At 67.7% G+C, this 21,357-nt stretch carries 20 protein-coding genes and 5 tRNA genes; 9 read left to right on the top strand and 16 right to left on the bottom strand.

The features are described 5' to 3' along the window. Positions 1-69: 69 nt before the first annotated feature. The 8 genes from PQI66_RS02165 to PQI66_RS02130 all read right to left on the bottom strand — a co-directional run bounded on the left by PQI66_RS02165 (position 70) and on the right by PQI66_RS02130 (position 7,075). Complete coding sequence (locus PQI66_RS02165; RefSeq protein WP_339995645.1) at positions 70-546, bottom strand: hypothetical protein; 477 nt, start codon at positions 544-546, stop codon at positions 70-72. Next, entirely contained in the window at positions 543-1,697 is a 1,155-nt protein-coding gene (locus PQI66_RS02160; protein ID WP_339995642.1) for a glycosyltransferase family 4 protein, read from the bottom strand. The genes PQI66_RS02165 and PQI66_RS02160 overlap by 4 nt, the downstream gene beginning before the upstream one ends. Then, on the bottom strand, positions 1,697-2,644 hold the full coding sequence (locus PQI66_RS02155; protein WP_339995640.1) for a phosphatidylinositol mannoside acyltransferase: 948 nt from the start codon (positions 2,642-2,644) through the stop codon (positions 1,697-1,699). Before PQI66_RS02155 ends, PQI66_RS02160 begins: the two co-directional genes overlap by 1 nt. Then, the gene (gene pgsA, locus PQI66_RS02150; RefSeq protein ID WP_339995638.1) at positions 2,637-3,350 is read right to left on the bottom strand and encodes a phosphatidylinositol phosphate synthase; all 714 of its coding nucleotides are present in this window, start codon (positions 3,348-3,350) and stop codon (positions 2,637-2,639) included. Before pgsA ends, PQI66_RS02155 begins: the two co-directional genes overlap by 8 nt. 62 nt (positions 3,351-3,412) lie before the next feature. Beyond that, complete coding sequence (locus PQI66_RS02145; RefSeq protein WP_445227978.1) at positions 3,413-3,964, bottom strand: HIT family protein; 552 nt, start codon at positions 3,962-3,964, stop codon at positions 3,413-3,415. After that, positions 3,924-6,002 (bottom strand): threonine--tRNA ligase, encoded by a 2,079-nt coding sequence (gene thrS, locus PQI66_RS02140; RefSeq protein WP_339995634.1) that lies wholly within the window; start codon positions 6,000-6,002, stop codon positions 3,924-3,926. The genes PQI66_RS02145 and thrS overlap by 41 nt, the downstream gene beginning before the upstream one ends. 118 nt (positions 6,003-6,120) lie before the next feature. Further along, entirely contained in the window at positions 6,121-6,801 is a 681-nt protein-coding gene (locus PQI66_RS02135; protein ID WP_339995632.1) for a copper resistance CopC family protein, read from the bottom strand. A gap of 202 nt (positions 6,802-7,003) precedes the next feature. Next, positions 7,004-7,075, bottom strand: a tRNA-Val gene (locus tag PQI66_RS02130). Between the two features lie 343 nt (positions 7,076-7,418). On the opposite strand from PQI66_RS02130, the gene PQI66_RS02125 reads away from it, so the two are divergent. The 6 genes from PQI66_RS02125 (at position 7,419) to msrB (ending at position 9,806) form a co-directional block, all read left to right on the top strand. After that, positions 7,419-7,491: transfer RNA gene (locus PQI66_RS02125), tRNA-Gly, on the top strand. Positions 7,492-7,560: 69 nt separating this feature from the next. Further along, positions 7,561-7,632 (top strand) — tRNA-Cys (locus PQI66_RS02120). An 8-nt stretch (positions 7,633-7,640) separates the two neighbouring features. After that, positions 7,641-7,712, top strand: a tRNA-Val gene (locus PQI66_RS02115). A 47-nt stretch (positions 7,713-7,759) separates the two neighbouring features. Then, positions 7,760-7,835, top strand: a tRNA-Gly gene (locus tag PQI66_RS02110). Positions 7,836-7,980: 145 nt separating this feature from the next. After that, a complete protein-coding gene (locus PQI66_RS02105) occupies positions 7,981-9,369 on the top strand; it encodes a glycosyltransferase family 87 protein (RefSeq protein WP_339995630.1) in 1,389 nt (462 codons plus the stop codon). A gap of 5 nt (positions 9,370-9,374) precedes the next feature. Beyond that, entirely contained in the window at positions 9,375-9,806 is a 432-nt protein-coding gene (gene msrB, locus PQI66_RS02100; protein WP_339995628.1) for a peptide-methionine (R)-S-oxide reductase MsrB, read from the top strand. A 15-nt stretch (positions 9,807-9,821) separates the two neighbouring features. On the opposite strand, the gene hemQ is transcribed toward msrB, so the two are convergent. From hemQ to hemE, 3 genes are all read right to left on the bottom strand, one after another. Beyond that, complete coding sequence (gene hemQ, locus PQI66_RS02095; RefSeq protein ID WP_339995627.1) at positions 9,822-10,541, bottom strand: hydrogen peroxide-dependent heme synthase; 720 nt, start codon at positions 10,539-10,541, stop codon at positions 9,822-9,824. A gap of 91 nt (positions 10,542-10,632) precedes the next feature. Then, on the bottom strand, positions 10,633-12,084 hold the full coding sequence (gene hemG, locus PQI66_RS02090) for a protoporphyrinogen oxidase (RefSeq protein ID WP_339995625.1): 1,452 nt from the start codon (positions 12,082-12,084) through the stop codon (positions 10,633-10,635). After that, the gene (gene hemE / locus PQI66_RS02085) at positions 12,081-13,262 is read right to left on the bottom strand and encodes a uroporphyrinogen decarboxylase (RefSeq protein WP_339995623.1); all 1,182 of its coding nucleotides are present in this window, start codon (positions 13,260-13,262) and stop codon (positions 12,081-12,083) included. The genes hemG and hemE overlap by 4 nt, the downstream gene beginning before the upstream one ends. Before the next feature lie 78 nt (positions 13,263-13,340). Between hemE and PQI66_RS02080 the strand changes: the two genes are divergently transcribed. Then, entirely contained in the window at positions 13,341-14,021 is a 681-nt protein-coding gene (locus PQI66_RS02080) for a DUF3000 domain-containing protein (RefSeq protein ID WP_445227977.1), read from the top strand. Positions 14,022-14,031: 10 nt separating this feature from the next. Then, on the top strand, positions 14,032-15,324 hold the full coding sequence (locus PQI66_RS02075) for a ribonuclease D (protein WP_339995619.1): 1,293 nt from the start codon (positions 14,032-14,034) through the stop codon (positions 15,322-15,324). Here PQI66_RS02075 and dxs read toward each other — a convergent pair. From dxs to dut, 5 genes are all read right to left on the bottom strand, one after another. Beyond that, complete coding sequence (gene dxs, locus PQI66_RS02070; protein ID WP_339995616.1) at positions 15,317-17,254, bottom strand: 1-deoxy-D-xylulose-5-phosphate synthase; 1,938 nt, start codon at positions 17,252-17,254, stop codon at positions 15,317-15,319. The two genes, PQI66_RS02075 and dxs, sit on opposite strands and share 8 nt — an antisense overlap. Positions 17,255-17,438: 184 nt before the next feature. Beyond that, entirely contained in the window at positions 17,439-18,749 is a 1,311-nt protein-coding gene (locus PQI66_RS02065; protein WP_339995615.1) for a class I SAM-dependent RNA methyltransferase, read from the bottom strand. Next, a complete protein-coding gene (locus tag PQI66_RS02060) occupies positions 18,746-19,462 on the bottom strand; it encodes a DUF3159 domain-containing protein (protein WP_339995614.1) in 717 nt (238 codons plus the stop codon). The genes PQI66_RS02065 and PQI66_RS02060 overlap by 4 nt, the downstream gene beginning before the upstream one ends. Continuing rightward, the gene (locus tag PQI66_RS02055) at positions 19,459-20,226 is read right to left on the bottom strand and encodes a DUF3710 domain-containing protein (RefSeq protein ID WP_339995613.1); all 768 of its coding nucleotides are present in this window, start codon (positions 20,224-20,226) and stop codon (positions 19,459-19,461) included. The genes PQI66_RS02060 and PQI66_RS02055 overlap by 4 nt, the downstream gene beginning before the upstream one ends. 49 nt (positions 20,227-20,275) lie before the next feature. Next, entirely contained in the window at positions 20,276-20,734 is a 459-nt protein-coding gene (dut, locus tag PQI66_RS02050) for a dUTP diphosphatase (protein ID WP_339995611.1), read from the bottom strand. Positions 20,735-20,800: 66 nt separating this feature from the next. Between dut and PQI66_RS02045 the strand changes: the two genes are divergently transcribed. Then, positions 20,801-21,337, top strand: a complete 537-nt coding sequence (locus PQI66_RS02045) for a DUF3093 domain-containing protein (RefSeq protein ID WP_339995610.1) — start codon at positions 20,801-20,803, stop codon at positions 21,335-21,337. The last annotated feature ends 20 nt before the right edge of the window (positions 21,338-21,357 follow it).

Genomic DNA, 21,357 nt, shown 5'->3' with positions numbered 1-21,357 from the left:
TAACGGTGATCAACGCGCATTCTACCGGGCAGGACAGACAATGCGGTCCAGTGGGTGGACCCTGCCTGGTCACACTGTCCCGTCTCCCACCGACATCGCCTCGTAGTACGCCGGGAGAGGCGCTGAACCGGCCAGCCGGAAGACCCGCACGACAGGTCTCTTGCGGAGGTCGCGGGTGTCGCCCACGGCGTCGTTGTAGAAACGTGCCGCGATATCCACCTTCACCGAGGCCTCGACGAAAGCAGGGTTGGCGAGGTCCCCGTCGCGCAGCTGGCGCAACAGGACATTCTCCGCGTCGGACCGGGCGTCCATGTCGGACGCCTTCAACGCCACCGCTGTGGTGCGGCCCGCCGAACGCACCAGTTCCGGGCGAATCGCGGCGACCACGGCGGAACGGGCCTGCAGGGCCCCTTCCAGGCTGAGCCGGGCGGCGTCGGTACGGATGTGGAGACGGTTGAGGCGCGACGCCGTCAACGACAGCCACAGGCCGACCAGCGCCGCAACCGCCAGCGCGATGACCAGGAGCAGTGCCCACACCGGAATCATGACCGCCGTACCTTCCGTCCGTCGCTGACCACGGTGTCGTAGACGCGCTCAACCTGCGTGGTGACCCGGTCCCAGTCGAAGTCCCTGCTGCGATCGTATCCGCGCTGGACGAGCAGATCCCTGCCGTCACCGTCACGGAGGACCTCGGTGACGGCACGAGCCAGGTCACGACGCGAGCCGTTGGCGAAGAGCCGGCCCGCGTAGCCGTGGTCGGTGACCGCGGCGAATGCCGGAATGTCACTCGCGACGACGGCGGCCCCGGCCGCCATCGCCTCCACGAGGACGATCCCGAAGCTCTCCCCTCCACTGTTCGGTGCGACGTACACGTCCGACGCCGCGAGTGCGGCCGCCTTGTCAGCCTCGCTGAGCCGACCGAGGATACGGACGGTCGCCCCGGACGCCTCCGTCCCCTCGACATAGCTGACGCCCGCCTTGCGCAGGGACTGCGTCAGTTCCGCGGTGTCACCGCCGCCGACGACGACCACCTCGACCTCCGGAACCTCCCGGACGATCGAGGGAAGGGCGCGCAACAGCAGAGGGAAGCCCTTACGTGGTTCGGTGAACCGCCCGAGGAACATCACCCGGGGCCGCCCGGGAGCCAGGGTGGGCATCGGCTCGGCACCCCGGTACGCACCGGTGTCGACGCCGTTGGGGATCAGGACAGGATCACCGGACAACATCTCGACCTGCCATCGGCGTGCCTCCTCCGAGACGGCGATCCCGCCCTGGATGCGCTCCAGGAACGGCCTGAGCACCGGCAGGAAGATCCGCAGAATCAGCGACTCGCTCGCCGACGCGTGGTAGGTCGCCACGATAGGGCCGTCAGCCTTGGCCAGCGTGATCATCGAGTAGCTCGGGGAATTCGGTTCATGGATGTGGACGACATCGAAATCGTGGCGGTCGATCCAGTCGCCGAGGTGACGCCAGGTCGCAGGGCCGAAGGCCAGCCGAGCCACCGACCCGTTGTAGGGGATGGGGATGGCGTTGCCGCCGAGCTCCACGAAGTCGGGCACCTCCGCACCGTCACCGCCCGGCCCGATGAGGCTGACCTCATGGCCCCGACGAATCAGCTCGGTACACAGGTCGACGGCGTGAATCTGCACTCCGCCGGGTTCATCGAAGGAGTAGGGGCACACCATTCCGATCTTCATCAGGAGTCCGCCCCCTGCTCCGTGGGGTCGTCGTCGATGCCCAGTCGCCGACGTCGGGAGCTGGACAGGTCGGAGAACCACAGCGGCTGGAGCATGTGCCAGTCCACCGGCGCGGCCGAGATGTTCCGCGCGTAGATGTCTGCCTGCTGCTGGACGACGGCGGCCAAGGGGACGCCCGTGTCCAGTTCCTCACTGAAGCTGGACCGCCATCCGCCGTCGACGAACGAGGAGTGGTACACCATGAGACTGGCACCGGTCTCCTGTGCCAGGCGTGCGGCCCCGGCAGGCATCGACGTACGTTCGCCGAAGAACGACACCTCCACGCCCCGGCCGGACAGGTCCCGCTCCCCCAGCAGGCACACGATTCCGCCGCCGGCGAGGACGTCCCGCAACCGGTCGAACGGCGGTGCTTCACCTCCTGACAGCGCCAGCACCTCGAATCCCAGCGATTCACGGTAGTCGACGAAGGCCTCGAACAGGCTCTCGGGTTTGAGGCGTTCCGCCACCGTGGCGAACTGACCGAAGTGGTCGACAAGCCATACGCCGGCCATGTCCCAGTTGCCGGAATGGGGAAGACTCAGAACGACACCCTGTCCCCGCTCGATCGCCGCATCGAGACGGGCGACGTCCTCGGCATCGAACCCCTCGTGGATCCGTGCGGCCAGCTCCGGGCCGGCCATTCCGGGGAGTTGGAACGCTTCGCGCCAGTAGCGCATGTAGGAACGCATCGCGTCGCGGACGAGTTCCCGGGTGACGTTGCTGTCGCCGACCACCCGCCCGAGGTTGGCGCGCAACTGCTCCGGGCCACGACCGTCGTGTGACACCCGGTCAGCCACCCAGGTGAACAGTCGGTCGGCGACCGGCTCAGGCAGCCGCCGTGTCAGCGCCCAACCGGTGCGGTAGCCGAAGGCGCTGAGGCGTTCGGCGAAGGTGCCTGCGTCACTCATGGGTCCTGCTCTCCTCACTGTCGGCGGCATCGGCGGCATCGACGGCATCCGCGTCGTCGAAGGTCTTCGCCCCCGTGGGCGGTGCGATTCGTTCGGAGGCGGCGTCCGACCGGGAGACGATCACCAACCGCTCGAAGACGGTGTACACCGACCCGACGGCAAGCAGGATGAGACCTGCGCCCAGGATGTAGGGCACGCCGAGTCCCGACAGACCCAGGGAGACCAGACCGATGATCAGCCTCTCGGGCCGTTCGATCAGCCCTCCGTCGACCTTGATCTGCGACGCCTCGGCACGCGCCTTGACATAGGAGGTCACCTGACTGGCGATCATGATCACCAGCGCGGCGGCGAACAGTCCCTTGTACGGCTCGTGGTCATGCTGGAAGGCCATCCACCACGCGATGGCCCCGAAGAGGACGCCGTCGGTGATGCGGTCGCAGGTGGCGTCCAGGGTCGCGCCGAACCGTGTCCCGCCACCGAGCATGCGCGCCATCGTGCCGTCGATCATGTCGGTCGCCACGGTGATGCCCAGGAGGATGCCGGCGAGGAAATGATGCCCGGTGGGGATCAGCCCGACCGCCAGGACAACCGCGACGGCGGTGGAGGTCACCGTCACCGCGTTGGGGGACACACCCCAGTTGACCAGCCGTCGGGCGATCGGCTCGATGACTACCGCCGCCGGTCGGCGTCCACGAACGCTCAACATGTCTCAGGTCTCCTTGCCGTGCTTTCTGACTTCATCGTCGCCGGTATTCTCTCAGTTCCGGATCAGTCGAGCTGTTGCCACGCCGTGGCGAGAAGCTCACGGGTCTCCCCCAGCACCTGGATGAGCACCTTGGAGCCCGACAGAACGGTCATGAAACTCGTGTCCCCCTGCCACCTCGGCACGATGTGCTGGTGAAGGTGCTCCGGAACCGAACCCCCGGAGGCGCGTCCGAGGTTCATCCCGATGTTCAGGGCGTCAGGTGCCGACACCTCGCGGAGGACACGGACCGCCTTCTTCGTGAACAGCGCGAGTTCGCTGGTCTCCGCGTCCGACAGGTCCTCATAGGACGCCACCTTACGGTACGGCAGCACCATCATGTGCCCGGGGTTGTAGGGGTAGAGGTTCAGGATGCAGAAGACATCATCCCCACGCGCGACAATCAGACCGTCCTCGTCGGACTTGGCCGGCAACCCGATGAACGGGTCGTCGGGGTCCACGGACGCGCTGTTCCCGCCGTTCCCCTGTTCACCGAGGTACGCCGAGCGGTACGGAGCCCACAGCCGGTCAAGTGCGTCAGCTGAGTTCGCCAATGTTCTCCCCGCTCGGCTGCTCATTGCGACGTCCGCGGATCCAGTCGGTGATGATGCGCACCGCCTTGTCCCGGGGCACGCCGTTGACCTGTGTTCCGTCGAGGAAGCGGAAACTCACTGCGTCGGCTTCGACGTCACGGCCACCGGCCAGGAGCATGAACGGAACCTTGCCGGTGGTGTGGTTGCGGATCTTCTTCTGCATCCGGTCGTCGGAGGTGTCCACCGTCGCGCGGATTCCCTGACCTCGCAGGTCAGCGGCGATGTCCTCCAGGTAGCCGACGAACTCGTCAGCCACAGGAATGCCGGTGACCTGGTGCGGCGCCAGCCACGCCGGGAAAGCCCCCGCGTAGTGCTCCAGCAGCACGCCGAAGAACCGCTCGATGGAGCCGAACAGTGCGCGGTGCACCATGATCGGCTGCTTCTTGGTGCCGTCGGAGGCGGTGTACTCGAGGTTGAAACGCTCCGGCATGTTGAAGTCGAGCTGGACGGTCGACATCTGCCAGGTCCGGCCGATCGCGTCCCGGGCCTGCACCGAGATCTTCGGACCGTAGAACGCCGCACCCTCGGGGTCGGGGACGAGGTCCAGACCCGAGCGCGTCGCCACCCGCTGCAGGGTCTCGGTGGACCGCTCCCAGATCTCGTCGGAACCGACGGACTTCTTCGGGTCACGGGTCGACAACTCCAGGTAGAAGTCATCGAGACCGTAGTCACGCAGCAACGAGATGACGAACTCGATGACAGAGGTCAGCTCTTCCTCAAGCTGATCCTCGGTGCAGTAGATGTGTGCGTCATCCTGGGTGAAACCACGGGCGCGGGTGAGCCCCTGGATCACCCCGGACTTCTCGTAGCGGTAGACCGTGCCGAACTCGAACAACCGCAGCGGCAACTCGCGGTACGACCGGCCGCGGGAATCGAAGACCAGGTTGTGCATCGGGCAGTTCATCGGCTTGAGGTAGTAGTCCTGCGGCTGCTTGGTGCAGTGACCGTCCTCGTCCCACTCACCGTCGGCCTGCATCGGCGGGAACATCGCGTCCTTGTAGAACCCGAGGTGACCGGACCGCTCGTACAGGTCGCCCTTGGTGATGTGGGGGGTATTGACGAAGGAGTAACCGGCCTCGATGTGCCGACGCCGGGAATGCTCCTCCATCTCCAGGCGGACGATGCCACCGTCCGGGTGGAAGACCGGGAGACCTGAGCCGAGGTCGTCCGGGAAGCTGAACAGGTCGAGTTCCTGCCCGAGTCGACGGTGGTCACGCTTCTCCGCCTCAGCGAGCATGTGCTGGTACTCGTCGAGTGCCTCCTTGGACTCCCAGGCGGTGCCGTAAATACGCTGCAGGTCCTCCCGTGACTGGTCACCGCGCCAGTAGGCTGCAGAGGACCGGGTCAGGGCGAACGCAGGGATGTAACGGGTCGTCGGAATGTGCGGTCCCCGGCACAGGTCGGACCATTCGATCTCACTGGTGCGGGGGTTGACATTGTCATACGCGGTCAGTTCGCCGGAACCGACCTCCGTGGCCTCATCGGAGGCCGGATCGACATTGCCCTTGTCCTGGATGAGCTCCAGCTTGAACGGTTCAGCGGCAAGCTCCTCGGCCGCGGCGTCGGCCGAGTCGTAGACACGTCGCTCGAAACGCTGCCCGGACTTGATGATCTTCTTCATCCGCTTCTCGAGCGTCTTGAGGTCCTCGGGCGTGAAAGGCTCGTCGACCTGGAAATCGTAGTAGAAGCCGTTCTCGATGGCGGGGCCGATGCCGAGCCTGGTCCCGGGGAACTCCTTCTGGACCGCCTGGGCGAGGACGTGGGCACACGAGTGCCGGATCACGGCACGGCCGTCGTCGGTGTTGGCCGCGACAGCGGTCACCTCGGTGTCGGTCTCCGGAACAAATGCCAGGTCCCGCAGGGAACCCTCGGTGTCCTTGACGCAGACGACGGCGTCGGTCCCCTTGTTCGGCAGATCCAACGGACGCATGGCCGCCCCCGCCGATTCTCCGGCGGGGACGATGAAGGTCACAGGTGCCTTCACGGCGGCGTCCTGTGCGGCGCCCAGTGCTGATTCACTCACGGGTGGTGTGCTCCTTACACGGCAGATGATGACGGTCACATACCTGGTGACAGTCAGAAGTCGAGCACTACCTTACCTGCCGTCGCGCGTCCGCCCACCACCCGGGCGACACGGAGATTCAGGAGGACCTGTCGCCGCCCGCGCGGCCGTCGTCGGCGTCCGGTTCCCTGGACGACATCGCACGGAAGCGGGCGACAGCGACAACGAGCGCACCGAGAACGACGATCACTCCGGCGATACTGAGTGCAGGGCCCGCCCAGGACGGCATCGCCGACCCACTGTCGGCGGTGTCTGCGGTATCTGCAGTGTCTGGGGAGCCGCCCGCGTCGGTCGTGGCGGGACCGTCCGCGCTGAGTGTGAAGGTGTAGCTGCCCCGGGTGGCGTGTCCGTCCGACGAGGTGATCTGGTAGCCCACGGTGTACTCACCGTCGTCCAGGGAAAGATCGGCGGGCACGTCCACCGTGAGCATGTGGCCGTCGACCGTCGGCTCCTCGGTGAGCAGAACCTCCCCGTCCTGCGACAGTGCGACGGTGTTGAATTCATCCCGGGGGATGCCGGAGAACTCGAGCTCGATGCTCTGCGGGGCCTCGGTCACCGTGCTGTCCTGCTCCGGCGTTGCCCCCACCATCGCATCATGGGCGGAGGCCTCCGGGAGACCGAACGTCGGCCCTCCGCCGACAATCACCGGCGCCGTGGCCAGGGCGAACGCCGAGGCCACCACGCACACACACAGACGTGTGCCGCCAGGTCTCACCGAGGAGACTGACCGGGGGGGACGACGGAACGACGGGCGTTTCATTCACGATCCTTTCGCTTGGCTGACACCTGCGACGACGTAACTGCAGACGTTGCCCCCACCCTAACGCCACTGAGGACCCGATCACCTTTCCTCCGGCGCCGCGCCACCCCCGACATAGAGGCCGACCGTGCACTGTTCGACGGCACAATACGGAACGCCCCGGCCGACAGTGCCGAGGCACTGCCCGTCGGGGCGTGAAGTGTGGTCCCAGCTGGGATCGAACCAGCGACCTTTCCGGTGTGAACGGAACGCTCTTCCACTGAGCCATGGGACCTCTGTGGAACGAGACGTAATCTATCACCCCGTCACCCCCCGGGCACAAACCTGCACGTCACGTGCGCCGACTCCCAGACATCCGGGACGACATCCGGGACGGCACGGGACAGCTGGTGCCGCATCGTGGAGCGTTCCCGCGTCACGACAGCTCCCCCACAACAGCTCTGGCCGACGCCACCGCCGAACGCACCCGAGCAACGCGACGGAGCGACGCCGCCGAATCACACCGGTGAAGTTCCCCGCGCTGCCTTATGACGGTGAATCGGTCAGCTACCTGGCTGTTTGTGCCAGGAAGCGGAAACCTATAGAGTTCTGGGTCGCACCGGTACTACACGGTGCTTGCGGATGTAGCGCAGTTGGTAGCGCATAACCTTGCCAAGGTTAGGGTCGCGAGTTCGAGTCTCGTCATCCGCTCAGGTTCTCATTTCTCCTTCCGGCCTCCAGCCGGTAGGGTCGAGATCCGGCACGAGGCGGCGACGCCACGGTGGAATGGCTGAGTGGCTTAGGCAACGGTCTGCAAAACCGTGTACACGGGTTCGATTCCCGTTTCCACCTCGCACCACGCGCGTTTAGCTCAGCGGGAGAGCGCTTCCCTGACACGGAAGAGGTCACTGGTTCGATCCCAGTATCGCGCACGAACAGTTCTTCACGGGACTGCTTCTCTGTTAGATTGTCAGATAATGCGGATGTAGCGCAGTTGGTAGCGCATAACCTTGCCAAGGTTAGGGTCGCGAGTTCGAGTCTCGTCATCCGCTCCACCACTGAGGGCCCGTCGACCGGATGGTCGACGGGCCCTCAGGTGTCGTTCGACCAAAGACACCGTCGCCGCACGGCCTCCCCGGGCAACCGGCCGAGGCGTGGCGCTCCCCGGAATCAGCACTGCACACATGTAAAATCCGCACGGTGACTGCACAGAGGACCTCAGCCGACGCCCCGGCCGGCACTGGACGCCCCGGGAACACCAGCCACCAGCACACCGGTTGGCGGCAGGGATACTTTCGCACTCCCGCCGGCGCATTGACGGCGGCCGCCTGGCCGTTGGCCGTCTTCACCATTCTTCACCGGGTGTTCCTCAATCCCCAGAACGATCACCCGACCGACGATTTCACCACCGTCTGGGATGCCCTGCACCGCTTCCTCGACGGCGTTCCGGTCTACGACGAGAACTACCACTTCGTCGACCCCCACTACCTCTACTCCCCCGGCGGAACACTTCTGCTCAGTCCCCTGGCGCTGCTGCCGTCGTGGGACGTGGGCCGGATCCTGTTCATCCTCGCCAACGGTGTCGCGGTGTTCCTGGCCCTGGCCGTCCTGACGAAGATGGCCCGACGTCCGCTGTCCGGACCGGTCCTCCCGGTCGCGGCGCTGGTGGTCTTCGGCACCGAGTCCGTCACCAACACGCTTCTCTTCTCGAACGTCAACGGGATCCTGCTGCTGGTCGAGGTCGTCTTCCTCTGGTGTCTGCTCGTCGGTTCCGGCGATCTCTCACGCCGGCTCGGCCCGGGGTCCGCGAGCCGCAGCACGACGGCCACCGTCCTCGCGGGTGTCGTCCTGGGCCTCGCCATCACCGTCAAACCGCAGTTTGCCGTGCTGCTGTTCCTCCCCCTGGTCAAGCGCCAGTGGTGGGCGATTGTCTCCGGGCTCGCGGTACCGGTGATCTTCAACCTCATCGCCTGGCCGTTGATGACCCGCCCCTCCGACTACGTCAGTAAACTCATGCCCTACCTCGGGGAGGTCCGGGACTACGCGAACTCCTCCCTGTCAGGTGTCGGAGTCTACTTCGGCATGGACGACTGGTTCGTCCTGGTGCTGCGTGGGCTGTTCTCCCTGGGCGTGGCCGTCGCCGTCCTCGGCCTCGTGCGCTGGCGTGACTCCGATCCGATGATGTGGGCCTCCACCACCACGGGCATCCTGATGACCGGAGTGTTCCTGGTCAGCTCGCTGGGGCAGATGTACTACTCCATGATGCTGCTGCCCATGATCTTCACGGTCTTCTGCCGGCTGTCCGTGATGCACAATCCGGTCATCTGGATCGGCGTCTACTGGTGCATGGCCGGCGACTCCTGGTACTCCGACCGGTGGGAGTGGCCGGGGCGTATCGTCGAGTACACCCGCGGGACCGTCGGCTGGGGCGTGATCATCCTCACCGCGGCGACGTCCGTCGTCGTCTGGCTCATCACCGACTGGCGCAGACGCGACCGCGGTGGTGCCGCCGCAACGACGCCCGCCGTGGCGGAGTCCGACACGACGGCACCCGGCACAACCCAGGAACACCAACCGGAACAGAGGTAACAGCGATGACTGAGAATCGCCCCGACATCCGTCCCCTGGAGGACTTCTCCGCGCTCAGCGACGCACAGTGGCGTGAGCGCCTCTCCCCCGACGAGTTCCAGGTTCTCCGCAACTCCGCCACCGAACGGCCCTACACCAGCGAGTACACCGACGCCGAGACCGACGGTGTCTACCTGTGCCGCGGCTGCGGAACGGAACTCTTCCGGTCCACCGAGAAGTTCCACTCCCACTGCGGGTGGCCGTCCTTCTTCGACCCGGCGGATTCAGATGCGGTGGAGACGCGCGTCGACGACTCCCTGGGGACCAGGCGGACAGAGGTCGTCTGTGCCACCTGCGGGGGTCACCTCGGCCACGTCTTCGCCGGCGAGGGGTACGACACCCCCACCGATCTACGGTACTGCATCAACGGCATCGCACTGCGGCTGCAGGAGAACTGACCTGCAGCCGGGCGGTCACGGCAGTTCGGCGATGAAAGTGGCCAGGTCCCCGGAACCACCGTTGACCCGCCGTCCCGTGAAGAACGGGACCTCTTCGCGCACATGGCGCCGGGCTTCGGTGTAACGCATCTTGTACATCAGGTCGACGATCCGGTCCAACGTCGGGCTTTCGAACGCCAGGATCCATTCATAGTCACCCAGGGCGAACGCCGGCACCGTGTTCGCCCTGACTTCGTCATAGCCGCGTGCGGCCATGCCGTGCTCGGCGAGGATGGTGCGTCGTTCCTTGTCCGGCAGAAGGTACCACTCGTACGACCGGACGAAGGGGTAGACCGCGATCCAGTCGCCCGGATCCTCACCCATGATGAACGACGGCAGATGCGACTTGTTGAACTCCGCCGGCCGGTGCAGGGCAGAATTCGACCAGTATCCGTCGCACGCGCGCCCGAGTGTGGTCTCACGCAGGAAGCGCCGGTACGCGCGCTGCAGATCCTCGAACTTCTCGGCGTGCCACCAGATCATGATGTCCGCCTCGGCACGCTGTCCGGTCAGGTCGTAGACGCCGCGCACCGTGAGTTCCTCGTCATCGAACGAGGCGAGGAAGGACTCCATGTCCGCGGCGACCGCGGCGCGCGCGTCAGCGTCCTCCGGGAGTTCACCGTTACGCACCGTGAACACCGACCACATCGTGTACTGGAGCTTCTCGTTGAGCTCCCTGAAATCAAGCTTCGCCATGGTAGCTGAAACCGCCTGTCCTGTGTCGTTGAGTTGTTGGTTCTGATCCAAGGGGCCGAGCTGCGGCCCCGGGTGTGCGTCGGGGGGGGCGTCAGAGTTCGTCGGCGATCTTCCGCGCCGCGGCCCGCCCGGCGTCGGCACAGGCGGGCACACCCACACCCCGCAGGTAGGCACCGGCGACAGCGATGCGGGGCACGTCAGCGACCGCCGCTTCCGCCAGCCCCATGAGTTCGGTATGTCCGACGCCGTACACCGGCAGACCGCCCCACCACCGCTGGACGAAGGTCTCGGTGGGGCGGCCGGAGACCCCGGCGACGCGGGCGAGGTCCTCGACCGCGTAGTCCACGAGTGTCTGATCGTCGGCGTCGAGGAGGCTGCCGTCCCGGAACGTCCCGAAACTGGCCCGCACGAATCCGCCCTTCTCTCCGTCCGGCCCGCTGAGGTGCGGCCACTTGCGGGACGAGAACGTGAAGGCCTTGGCACGGGTCGGTCCGTCCGCACCGATGAGGATCCCGGAGCGCTCCGGGAGATCCACGTCTCCGGCGTAGTGCATGCCCACGACCGCGGAACTCGCCAGATCGACTCCCCCGAGGATGTCCGCGGCATCCGGGATCATGTCCTCCAGCAGGACCGAGGCGGTCGGGGCCGGTGTCGCCACGACGACAGCGTCCACGGTACCGACCGGCTCGAGGTAGATCCGCCCGTTGTAACGGCCGATCTCCTCGACCTGTGTGTTGACGTGGATGTCCGCCCCCGATGCCTCAGCCAGCCGGTTGACCAGCGTGCGGTAGCCCGAGGCCAGGGAATTGAACACCGGTCCGGGCGCCCTGCCCGAGCCCGATGTCCGCGACGCGAGGACGTCGGCGACCGCGGTCGACAGGTGGACGTCCTCCCCCCGCGCGGCGAGATCGTCCATCGCCGCGGCGATCTGCGGGACGGTCGCACGTAGTCCCAGGTCATCCGCCCCACAGGAGTACACCCCACCGAGCATCGGGGACACCAGCCGGTCGACGACCTCGTCGCCGTACCTGCGGCGGACCAGTTCCCCGACGTTGACGTCATCCCCCACCACCCACGGAAGCGCGGCACGGCCGCGCTCGCCGTCGACGGACGCCTGCGCCCCGGCACTGAGTACCCCGGCGACATCGGCACCTCTCGCCGGGATGCCCATGACCGTCGCCGACGGGATGTCCACGAGCACGCCGTCGACGAGGAAGGCGCTGCGGGCACCCGAGGGCACCCTGAGTTCATCCTCGAGTCCCAGGTCAGCGACCAGCTGCGCCATCCCGGTGTGCCGGGTCAGGAAGGCCTCGGCACCCATGTCCAATGGACCGGTGGAGAAGTCGACGGTCTTCAGTTTGCCGCCGAGTCTGCCGTATGCCTCGAGAACGAGTATCCGTGCCCCGGGGCCGAGCCGGCGCCGCAGCTCCCAGGCGGCGAAGAGCCCGGAGATTCCGCCGCCGATGACGGCGACGCGCGGGCCGGACGCCGCGGCATGTTCCGTACTGTTATCCGTACTGTTATCCGTCCTGCTATCCGTCACTGCCCGTGCACCTCCGCGAATGCCCGGGTGATCGCATCAGGCTCCGTCTCGGGGAGCACACCGTGGCCGAGGTTGAAGATGTGCCCCCGGGCGTTCCCCTCCGCCACGGCACGGTCGGCCTCCCTGCTGACCCGGCGAACCTGGTCACGGATCACCTCCGGGCCGGCGAGGAGGATCGCCGGATCCAGATTGCCCTGGACGGCACGGATCAGACGGTCGGCGGGCACCCTCGCGTCTCCGGAGGCGTGGGCCTCCGCCAATGACGCGGTGACACGCCCGGCGGCGACGTCCAGTGGTGTCTTCCAGTCGACGCCGATCACGTCCGGGCCGACGGCGGCCATCTCACCCAGCAGTTCACCGGTGTTCACCCCGAAATGGATCACCGGCACCCCGTACGGACGCACCGCCTCGATGATCCGGTGGGAATACGGTGCGACGAACTCACGGTAGTCACGCAGACTGAGGAACCCCGCCCACGAGTCGAAGAGCTGGACGGCGTCGGCCCCCGCCTCAATCTGCACCTGCAGGAAACGGACGACCGTCGGCGTCAACTTCTCCATCAGCGCATGCCACAGCTGCGGCTGCGAGTACATCATCGCCTTGGTGATCCCGTGGTTCTTCGAGGGCCCGCCTTCGATCAGGTACGACGCGAGAGTGAACGGCGCACCGGCGAAACCGATGAGGACCTGGTCGTCGCGCAACTCTCCGAGGATACCGCCGATCCCCTCGACCACGGCCTCGAGCTGGGAGGCGTCGACCACCGGCAGGGCGTCCACCGCCTCCGGGGTCCGTACCGGCGTCTCGAGCACCGGCCCGCGTCCGGCGACGATGTCGACGCCCACACCGGCAGCCTTGAGCGGGACGACGATGTCCGAGAAGAGGATGGCCGCGTCTGCGTCGTGACGACGCACCGGCTGCAGGGTGATTTCCGCGAGCAGTTCCGGGTGGAAACAGGAGTCGAGCATCCCGATCTCCTTGCGGATCTCGCGGTACTCCGGAAGGGAACGCCCGGCCTGGCGCATCATCCACACCGGGCGACGGGAGGGAGCCTCCCCCCGGACCGCAGCAAGCAGGGGGGCGTCCGGGGACGCACGACGCGCAGACCGCGCCGCGGCGATCGCCTCGTCGGTCGGACGGAGATCGGCGACGCCGACCGGGGACGAATTGTGGTCAACCATGTCTCCAGATTATGCCAGTTCCCCGCCGAACCAGGACAACGACGGCGCGCCTGCACCGCATCGGGGGCAGCGGCGGTTATGTTGACCTCTGTGAGCGTTGATTCAGAGACGACAGGTACACCGGGTGAGGCCGCGACGGTCGATGCCGCGGAGGCTGTCCCCGGCCCGTTCCGGGAGGCGGTCACCTCCATGCACGCTGCGCCGGTCCGCAGTGGTATCACAGTGACTGACATCCGTCCGCCGCGGAAACTCGCCCCCTACAGCCACGCCATCGGGCTGGAGGTCGACCGATTACCCGGCGGTCCCGACGGGCCCGGCACGACCGGGGTGTTCGGGCACGACGGTGGGGAAGCCGCCGTGCCCACAGACTCCGACGGTGACGCCTTCGGCAGGTTGATCCTGCTGCACGACCCGAAAGGCTCGGAAGGTCCCGGGATGATGAAGCTCGTCGCCTACATCCAGGCCGACCTGGACTCGGCGGTGGCCGAGGACCCGATGCTCCCCGAGGTGGCGTGGGACTGGTTGACCGAGGGACTCCACGGCACCTCCTTCAGTGACCTCGGCGGGACGGTGACCGCCACCGCATCCAGCCGTTTCGGCGACATCGGTGGGCCGGCCAATGCCTTCCAGATCGAGATGCGCGCCTCCTGGACCGCGGACGGTCCCGACCTGTCGGGCCATGTCACCGCCTTCGCGACGGTCCTGGCCAACGTCGCCGGTCTTCCTCCCGAAGGGGTGACCTCCATCAGCGGGCGGTAGGCTGACTGCTGTGGCTGAACACCTCTCCTCCCCCCGCGGCGGCGTGCCCGCCCTGTCCGACACCCTGGACTCGGTGCAGGCGGCCGCCGAGGCCCTCGCCCACGGACAGGGTCCACTGGCCGTGGACACCGAACGTGCCTCCGGGTTCCGGTTCAACGACCGCGCGTTCCTCGTCCAGGTGCGTCGGGAAGGATCGGGGACCCACCTGATCGACCCGGCCGCGGTCCCCGCGGCCGGCGAACTCCTCGCCCCGGTGATGGACGCCACCCCCTGGATCCTGCACGCCGCCCACAGCGACCTGCCCGCACTGACCTCACTGGGGTGGCGTACCCCGGAACTTCACGACACCCAGATCGCCGGGAGGCTGCTGGGCTACGGCCAGATCGGCCTGGCCGGCATGATGGAGGAGTTGCTCGGGGTCACCGTCGCCAAGGACAAGGGTCGTGAGGACTGGTCGGCCCGACCGATCCCGGACGCCATGCTCACCTACGCCGCCCTTGACGTCGAACTGCTGATCGAGTTGCACGACGTCGCCGCCAGCCGGCTCGAGCACCTCGGCCGCACCGACTGGTACCGGCAGGAATGCGCCCATGTCCGGGAGACGTGGTCGTTCCCCGTGCCGGAACCGGACTGGCGCAAACTCCGTGGGCTCGGACACGTCCGTGACCCCCGCGGGCTCGAGATCGTGCGCCGCCTCATAGACACCCGGTCGTCGCTGGCGAGGACGCGCGACGTCCCTCCGGAGCACGTCCTGCGCGGGTCGTCGATCCTCGACCTCGCCCGACAGCCGTCCCGGGCGGACCGGCAGGTGGCCGGAGAGGTCTCCGGAGCGTCCCGGTTGGCCCGGTCCACCCGCGGGCCGAGGCTCGCCCGCGAACTGACCACCGCCTTCTCGGCCGCCGTGCGCGAGGCACTCGACGCCGCCCCCTCCTCGTTGCCTGCCCGCCCCTCATCCACGGGCGGGCGCCCCGACCACCGGACCTGGGAACGCGACCATCCGCTGGCGTACCGTCTGGCGGACGGCTTCCGCCACGCACTCGCCACGGTCTCCACCGACACCGGCATCAGGTCGGAGGACCTGTTGACCGTCAGTTCACTGCGCTCGGTGGCCTGGGACGTGTCCTGCGCCCTGCGTGGCGACGACCGGAGTCTCCCCGCCTGGCAGGCAGCGGACACAGCGGACCCGGTCGGCGATCTCGAAGGCGTCCTCGGACACGCGTTGGAGGCCTGCCGGTGCCGTCGGTGGCAGACGGGCCTGCTCATCGATGCTTTCCTGCCTGTGGTGGCGGAGAGCGTCAGCTGAGGTCGGACACCGCCGCGCGCCGCCGGACCTCGTCCGCCGCCCACACGCGCACCTGCTCCGCGACGGCAGTGACGTCGAGGCCCACCTCGGCGAGCACCTCCGACCGGGATCCGTGGGACAGGAAGCGCTGGTCGATCCCGAGGTAGCGCAGCGGAGTCGACACCGAGGACTCCGAGACCGCGCGGGCGAGCATCTGACCTGCTCCCCCGTGCACGCCGTTGTCCTCCACGGTGACGACCATGTCACAGTCACGGACCAGGTCCACCACCGACGCCGCGACCGGGGTCACCCAGACCGGGTCAATCACGGTCACCACGTGCCCGTCACCGGTCAACGCCTCAGCCGCCGCGACGGACTGGGCGGTCAGCGGCCCGTAGTTGACGACCAGGACCCGCAGCGAGTCCGACGACGTGGACGGTACCGTCGCCCCGTCGTCGGGGGCGCAGAGCACATCATAGTCAGCTTCCGAGACCACGGCCGGGACGTCCTGGGGCACCGCTCCCTTGGGGAACCGCACCACCGACGGGCCGTCGGTGACCTCCACCGCCCGGTCGAGCGCGTCGACGAGCCGGGTGCCGTCGCGCGGCGCCGCGACCCGGATACCGGGGACGATGCCGGTGATCGACATGTCCCACATCCCGTTGTGGCTCGCCCCGTCCGACCCCGTGATCCCGGCGCGGTCGAGGACGAACGTCACCGGCAGGTGCAGCAGCGCCACATCCATGAGCAGTTGGTCGAAGGCACGGTTGAGGAAGGTGGAGTACACCGCGACGACCGGGTGCAGGCCGCCGAGTGCGAGCCCTGCCGCGGAGGTCACCGCGTGCTGTTCGGCGATACCGACGTCGAATGTGCGTCGTGGGAACACCTCGGCGAACCTCGCCAGCCCGGTGGGCCCGGCCATGGCGGCGGTGATGGCGACGACGTCCTCGCGCCGGCGTCCGATCTCGATGAGCTCGTCCGCGAAGACGTCCGTCCAGCCACGGGCACTGACCTGGACCGCCCGGCCCGTGACCGGGTCGATGATGCCGGTGGAGTGCATCTGGTCGGCTTCGTCGTTCTCCGCCGGCGCGTACCCGTTGCCCTTCTTGGTGACGATGTGCACGATGATCGGTCCGCCGTAGTCGCGGGCGTAGGTCAACGCGGCCTCCACCGCCCGCAGGTCGTGGCCGTCCACCGGTCCGACGTACTTCAGGCCGAGATTGCTGAACAGCTCCTGCGGGATGACGGCGTGCTTGACGCCCTCCTTGAAGCTGTGCAGCAGCTTGAAGGCGTGTTCACCGACCGCACCGAGCCGCCCCAGGGAGTTCTTCCCCTGTTCCATGACCTTGTCGTAGGCCGGCTGCATCCGCATCCCGGCGAGGCTGTGGGCCAGTCCACCGATCGTCGGTGAATACGACCGGCCGTTGTCGTTGACGATCACGGTCAAGGGACGGTCCTTGCCCTCGGCGATATTGTTGAGGGCCTCCCAGGCCATCCCCCCGGTGAGCGCGCCGTCACCGATGACCGCGGCGACCCGACGGTCGTTCTGGCCGGTCAGCTCGAACGCCTTGGCCAGACCGTCGGCGTACGACAGCGACGCCGACGCATGGGAGGACTCGGTCCAGTCATGGGGACTCTCCGCCCGGTCCGGGTAGCCGGACAGCCCGTCGCGCTGCCGCAATGTGTCGAACAGGTTCCGTCGGCCGGTGAGGATCTTGTGGACGTAGGACTGGTGTCCGGTGTCGAAGATGATCGGGTCCACCGGCGAGTCGAACACGCGGTGCAGCGCGATGCTCAGTTCCACCACACCGAGATTCGGACCGAGGTGCCCCCCGGTCGCCGAGACCTTCTCGATGAGGAATTCCCGGATCTCCCCGGCGAGAGTCTCCAGTTGTCCCGGTGTCAGCGTCCGGAGGTCCGTCGGTGACGATATCTTTTCAAGAATCGACATACCCGTTCTCTCTTCTCCGTCCCTGTCGTCGCCGGCCCTGCCTCCCCTTTTTGCCGGGAGTCCACGACTGACGGACGACAACCTACGCTTCACACTTGCAGCCTGAGTCACAGGCACTTCGTCCATCTTACGGGCACGGCCCGTGTTCACATCATCGGACCTCAATATTCCCTGTGACCGTCGGTTAACCCGGCCGACGCACGTACCGGACGAGGACCTCGACATGATGGGTCAGCCCGAAAGCGTCGACGACCGTCACCGAATCAGGGGTGTAGCCGTGCCGGACGAACGCGGCAGCATCGCGTGCCGCGGTCGCCGGATCGCAGCCGACGTGCAGGACACTCGCCGGAGCGCGGTCGGCGACCGCATCGACGACCTTCTGTCCCGCACCGGTCCGTGGCGGATCCAGCACGACCACCGACGGGGGTGTCGACCCCGGTGCGGCACCGCGCAGGGACCTGACGCTCCCGGCCACGTCGCCGGTGACGAACCGGACGTCACGTCCCCGCAGGGCAGCCTCGCCGGCGGCCGTCGCCGGCGAGGCGATGTCGACGCAGTCGACCGAGATTCCCGGGTCGGCCTGCGTGAGTGCCGCGGCGAACACACCGGCCCCGCCGTAGAGGTCCCAGGCGGTTCCGCCGTCGGACGGGGAGTTGCCGGTCACCCAGGCGGAGTACAGGTCCGCTGCACCGCGGTGCGCCTGCCAGAAAGATTCGGCGGGAACCCGCCAGGAGACGCCGGCGACGGTACGGACCACCTCGCCGGACCCGCCGAGTACACGGCGCCCGGCGGGACTGTGGTCCCTGGCGCGGGACCGCGGTGCTGTCCGGTGCCGGCGACGCCGCTGCCGCGGCTGCGCCGGCACCTCGACGACACTCCGGACCCCGTCGTCACCGACCGCCACGCAGACCTCCGCACCGGGGGTGAGGGACCACCCCGCGAGATCGTCGACGAGACCGTCAGCCAGCGCCGGATCCCACTGGGCGCAGGGCCCCGGCAGCCCCTGCAGAGGAATGATCGCCGTGCCGCCGCGTTCCCTCAGCCCGGCCCGCCCGTCCGCGTCGACACCGAGCCGGGCGCGGGTGCGGTAGCCGGCGAACGGCTCCGGGGACCTCGTCTCCACTCCCCCGTCCCCCAGGAGGGAGTCCAGGTCGAGGTGTCCGATGCGTCGGAACTGCTCGACCACGACGCGGGTCTTGTAGGCGAGCGATCCCTCGGGGTCGACGAAGTCGAGGTCGCAGCATCCCGCCCCGGCGGCCGCTGCGGGACACCTCGCCTCCACCCGGTGCACGGACGCCTCGCCGATCGCCGAGACGTCACCCACTGCCGCAGTGAGGAAGCGTTGTCCCTCCGGTGCGGCGTCGAGCCGGACCGGCACGCCCTTCTCCCCCGGAAGGGCACCCCGGACGAACACCACCTGACCGTCCAGGCGTGCCACCGAGGTGCCGCCGTGTGCCGGCCCGAGAATGTCGACGGTCTCCACCGGGCCGGTCATGCCGTACGTCCCGTGGTCCCGGTTTCACCGGGGGACTCGAGATCCTCCGCCGCTTCGGAGGCGCTGGCCCGACGGACCGCCCACACAGTGACGAGAACGACGACCGCCGTCAACGGCAGGCCCATGATGATCCGGGCGACGCCGAGCGCACCGACGGCGTCATCCTGGACGTACAGCCACTGCTGCACGACGAACCTGCCGAAGAAGACCACCGCCCATGCACAGGTGGCGAGACTGTAGACGCGTACCGCCGTCCGGTTGCCCCGCCACCGGTGCCCTGAACCGTTGACCCCATGCCAGATCACCGCGACAAGGGGCCATCTGACCAGGACCGACACCACGAAAACGATGCCGGCCACCAGTGAGTACCAGATCCCGTAGGCGAAATAGCCCTTCGCGTCGCCGAGCAGCCACGCGATGAGGGCACAGATCCCGACCCCCATCAGGCCCGAGACCGCAGGCATGAGGGTCTCCCGGCGACTCAGCCGCCAGAGGAACACACCCACCGACACCGCGACGGCGGCGACGAGTGCAGGTGCCAGGCCCCACCGGGAGTTCACCGGCACGAGGACCAGGACAGGCAGGACGGAAGCCACGAGGCCGGACAATCCGCCGAGCTGTTCCAGTACGGTCGGGGCAGCACCTTCCGGACCATCCGGACCTTCCGCGTGGTCGCCCGGGGCCTTGGCGGGAAGCTGCGGCTCGTCGGTCACTCCCCGCCCTCCGGCTTCGCCTCGGCCGCATCCTTCTGACGCTGCTCGATGACCTTCCTCAGCTCCTCGGCCATCGCCGCCGGAATGGTGACCGGCAGCGACTGCCCCGCAGGCAGAGGTTCCTGACCACGGTAGACGAAGGTCCGCGAGATGACCTCGTAGGCCAGTTCCGCAAGCTGATCGGCCTTGTCCGCCGGCCCGGCCAACGTCATCCGCAGCATCCAGCGCGGGCCGTCGACCCCGATGACCCGCATGGTCCCGGCCTTCATGGTTCCGACGACCTCCGGACCCCACAGGCTCTTCGTCACCTCGACCTCGAGCCCGTCGGCGCTCATGCCTTCGGTCACCTCGGGAATGCTCTCCTCCCACTGCCGCCCGGTGCGCGGCGCCGCCAACGCCACCGGTGTCAGGCGACCGAACGGGGTGAGGATGTGGATCATCTGCGGCCCCTTGGGGCCCATCTCGACCTGGACCTCACCGTTGTGCGGCACCGGCACCCGCAGGGAGCCGAGGTCCAGGCCGCTCTTGGCGAAATCCGAGTAGTCGAACGTCGAGTAGTCGACCTTGTCTCCGTCGAACGGACCGAAGTCCCCGTTGACCGGATCATGGGTCGGCGCGGACGAACCGTCCCCCGACGCCGCTGCACCGGAGTCGGCGGGGACCGACGGATCGGTGGGGCCAGGAGCGCCGGACACTCCGGTACCTTCTGGCTTTTCGGTGCCGACGGGGTCAGCCCCGTCATTCTTCCTGGTGAACGGCCACATGGTTTCAGTTACTCCTCAATTGTCGGGATGCTGGCAACGGCGGTGGTGCTCAGTCGCCGCTGGACCCGTGGCCGCCTGCGCCACGCGAGGTCTCCCCCAACGCGTCGACATCGGCGACCTCCTGCACCGCACAGAGCGACACATCCTGCACCAGCAGCTGTGCGATCCGGTCTCCGCGACTGACAGTCACCGGCACGGCAGGATCCAGGTTGATCAGGCAGACCTTCACCTCCCCACGGTAGTCCGCGTCCACCGTACCGGGCGCGTTGACGATGGAGACCCCCTTCTTCCATGCCAGCCCACTGCGGGGGTGGACCAACCCTACCGTGCCGGCCGGAAGTGCGATGGCGATCCCGGTGCCCACCAGGGCCCGTTCTCCCGGAGCCAGGGTGACGTCCTCGGCCGAGTGCAGGTCAATGCCCGCGTCGCTGGGGTGTGCCCGCGTCGGCAACGGTAGGTCAGGGTCAAGTCGCGCGATGCGCAAGGGTGCGTCGAGACTGTCGGTCATGGTCACGGAGTCTACCGGCGGCTCCCGGTTACTGACAGCAGCGCCTGCAGGTTAGACTAAGGGATCGTGAGCGAGCCCGAGGTGACAGGAGATGACGTGCCACAGGATTCCGGAGAGAACCGTCCCGGCGCAACCGGGTCGGCAGTTCTCTACCGTGAGCGCCAGCGCGTTCCACTGTCCTGGTGGCTGATCGGTGTCGGCGTGAGCACCCTGGTCGGCTTCCAGGGACAGATGAGCCGCGAGTGGTACTGGGGGCTCATTCTGGGACTCGTCGTCCTGGCGGCCGTGGTGTGGGCGCTGCTGCATCTCTCCAGCAATGAACTCGTCGTCGAACGCGACGGCGACGGGGAGACCTGGCTGCGCGCCGGAGAAGCCTCACTGCCCGGATCGGTGGTCAGTCGGAGCCTTCCGGTCCCGCCCAGTGCCCGCAGCGCGGCGATGGGCCGGCAACTCGATCCGGCCGCCTTCGTCTACCACCGTCCCTGGATCCCCTCCATGGCGATGCTGGTTCTCGACGACCCGGATGACCCCACCCCCTATTGGCTGGTGTCGACCAGCGAGCCGGAGCAACTGCTGGCCGCGCTGGGTACCCCCCAGGTGTAGTCCACCCCGACTCGGGATTC

Source organism: Corynebacterium sp. USCH3 (genome assembly GCF_037619475.1).
GTDB lineage: Bacteria > Actinomycetota > Actinomycetes > Mycobacteriales > Mycobacteriaceae > Corynebacterium.
This window is presented reverse-complemented; position numbering and strand designations above follow the sequence as displayed.

Excerpts from the sequence above, each read along its gene's own strand:
- PQI66_RS02145 (WP_445227978.1), bottom strand. The coding sequence starts at position 3,964 with ATGAGCAGCCGAGCGGGGAGAACATTGGCGAACTCAGCTGACGCACTT.
- hemQ (WP_339995627.1), bottom strand. The coding sequence starts at position 10,541 with ATGGCGAAGCTTGATTTCAGGGAGCTCAACGAGAAGCTCCAGTACACG.
- PQI66_RS02160 (WP_339995642.1), bottom strand. The coding sequence starts at position 1,697 with ATGAAGATCGGAATGGTGTGCCCCTACTCCTTCGATGAACCCGGCGGA.
- PQI66_RS02165 (WP_339995645.1), bottom strand. The coding sequence starts at position 546 with ATGATTCCGGTGTGGGCACTGCTCCTGGTCATCGCGCTGGCGGTTGCG.
- dxs (WP_339995616.1), bottom strand. The coding sequence starts at position 17,254 with ATGTCGATTCTTGAAAAGATATCGTCACCGACGGACCTCCGGACGCTG.
- pgsA (WP_339995638.1), bottom strand. The coding sequence starts at position 3,350 with ATGTTGAGCGTTCGTGGACGCCGACCGGCGGCGGTAGTCATCGAGCCG.
- PQI66_RS02080 (WP_445227977.1), top strand. The coding sequence starts at position 13,341 with ATGTTGACCTCTGTGAGCGTTGATTCAGAGACGACAGGTACACCGGGT.
- msrB (WP_339995628.1), top strand. The coding sequence starts at position 9,375 with ATGACTGAGAATCGCCCCGACATCCGTCCCCTGGAGGACTTCTCCGCG.
- hemE (WP_339995623.1), bottom strand. The coding sequence starts at position 13,262 with ATGGTTGACCACAATTCGTCCCCGGTCGGCGTCGCCGATCTCCGTCCG.
- dut (WP_339995611.1), bottom strand. The coding sequence starts at position 20,734 with ATGACCGACAGTCTCGACGCACCCTTGCGCATCGCGCGACTTGACCCT.
- PQI66_RS02155 (WP_339995640.1), bottom strand. The coding sequence starts at position 2,644 with ATGAGTGACGCAGGCACCTTCGCCGAACGCCTCAGCGCCTTCGGCTAC.
- PQI66_RS02055 (WP_339995613.1), bottom strand. The coding sequence starts at position 20,226 with ATGTGGCCGTTCACCAGGAAGAATGACGGGGCTGACCCCGTCGGCACC.
- PQI66_RS02065 (WP_339995615.1), bottom strand. The coding sequence starts at position 18,749 with ATGACCGGCCCGGTGGAGACCGTCGACATTCTCGGGCCGGCACACGGC.
- PQI66_RS02135 (WP_339995632.1), bottom strand. The coding sequence starts at position 6,801 with ATGAAACGCCCGTCGTTCCGTCGTCCCCCCCGGTCAGTCTCCTCGGTG.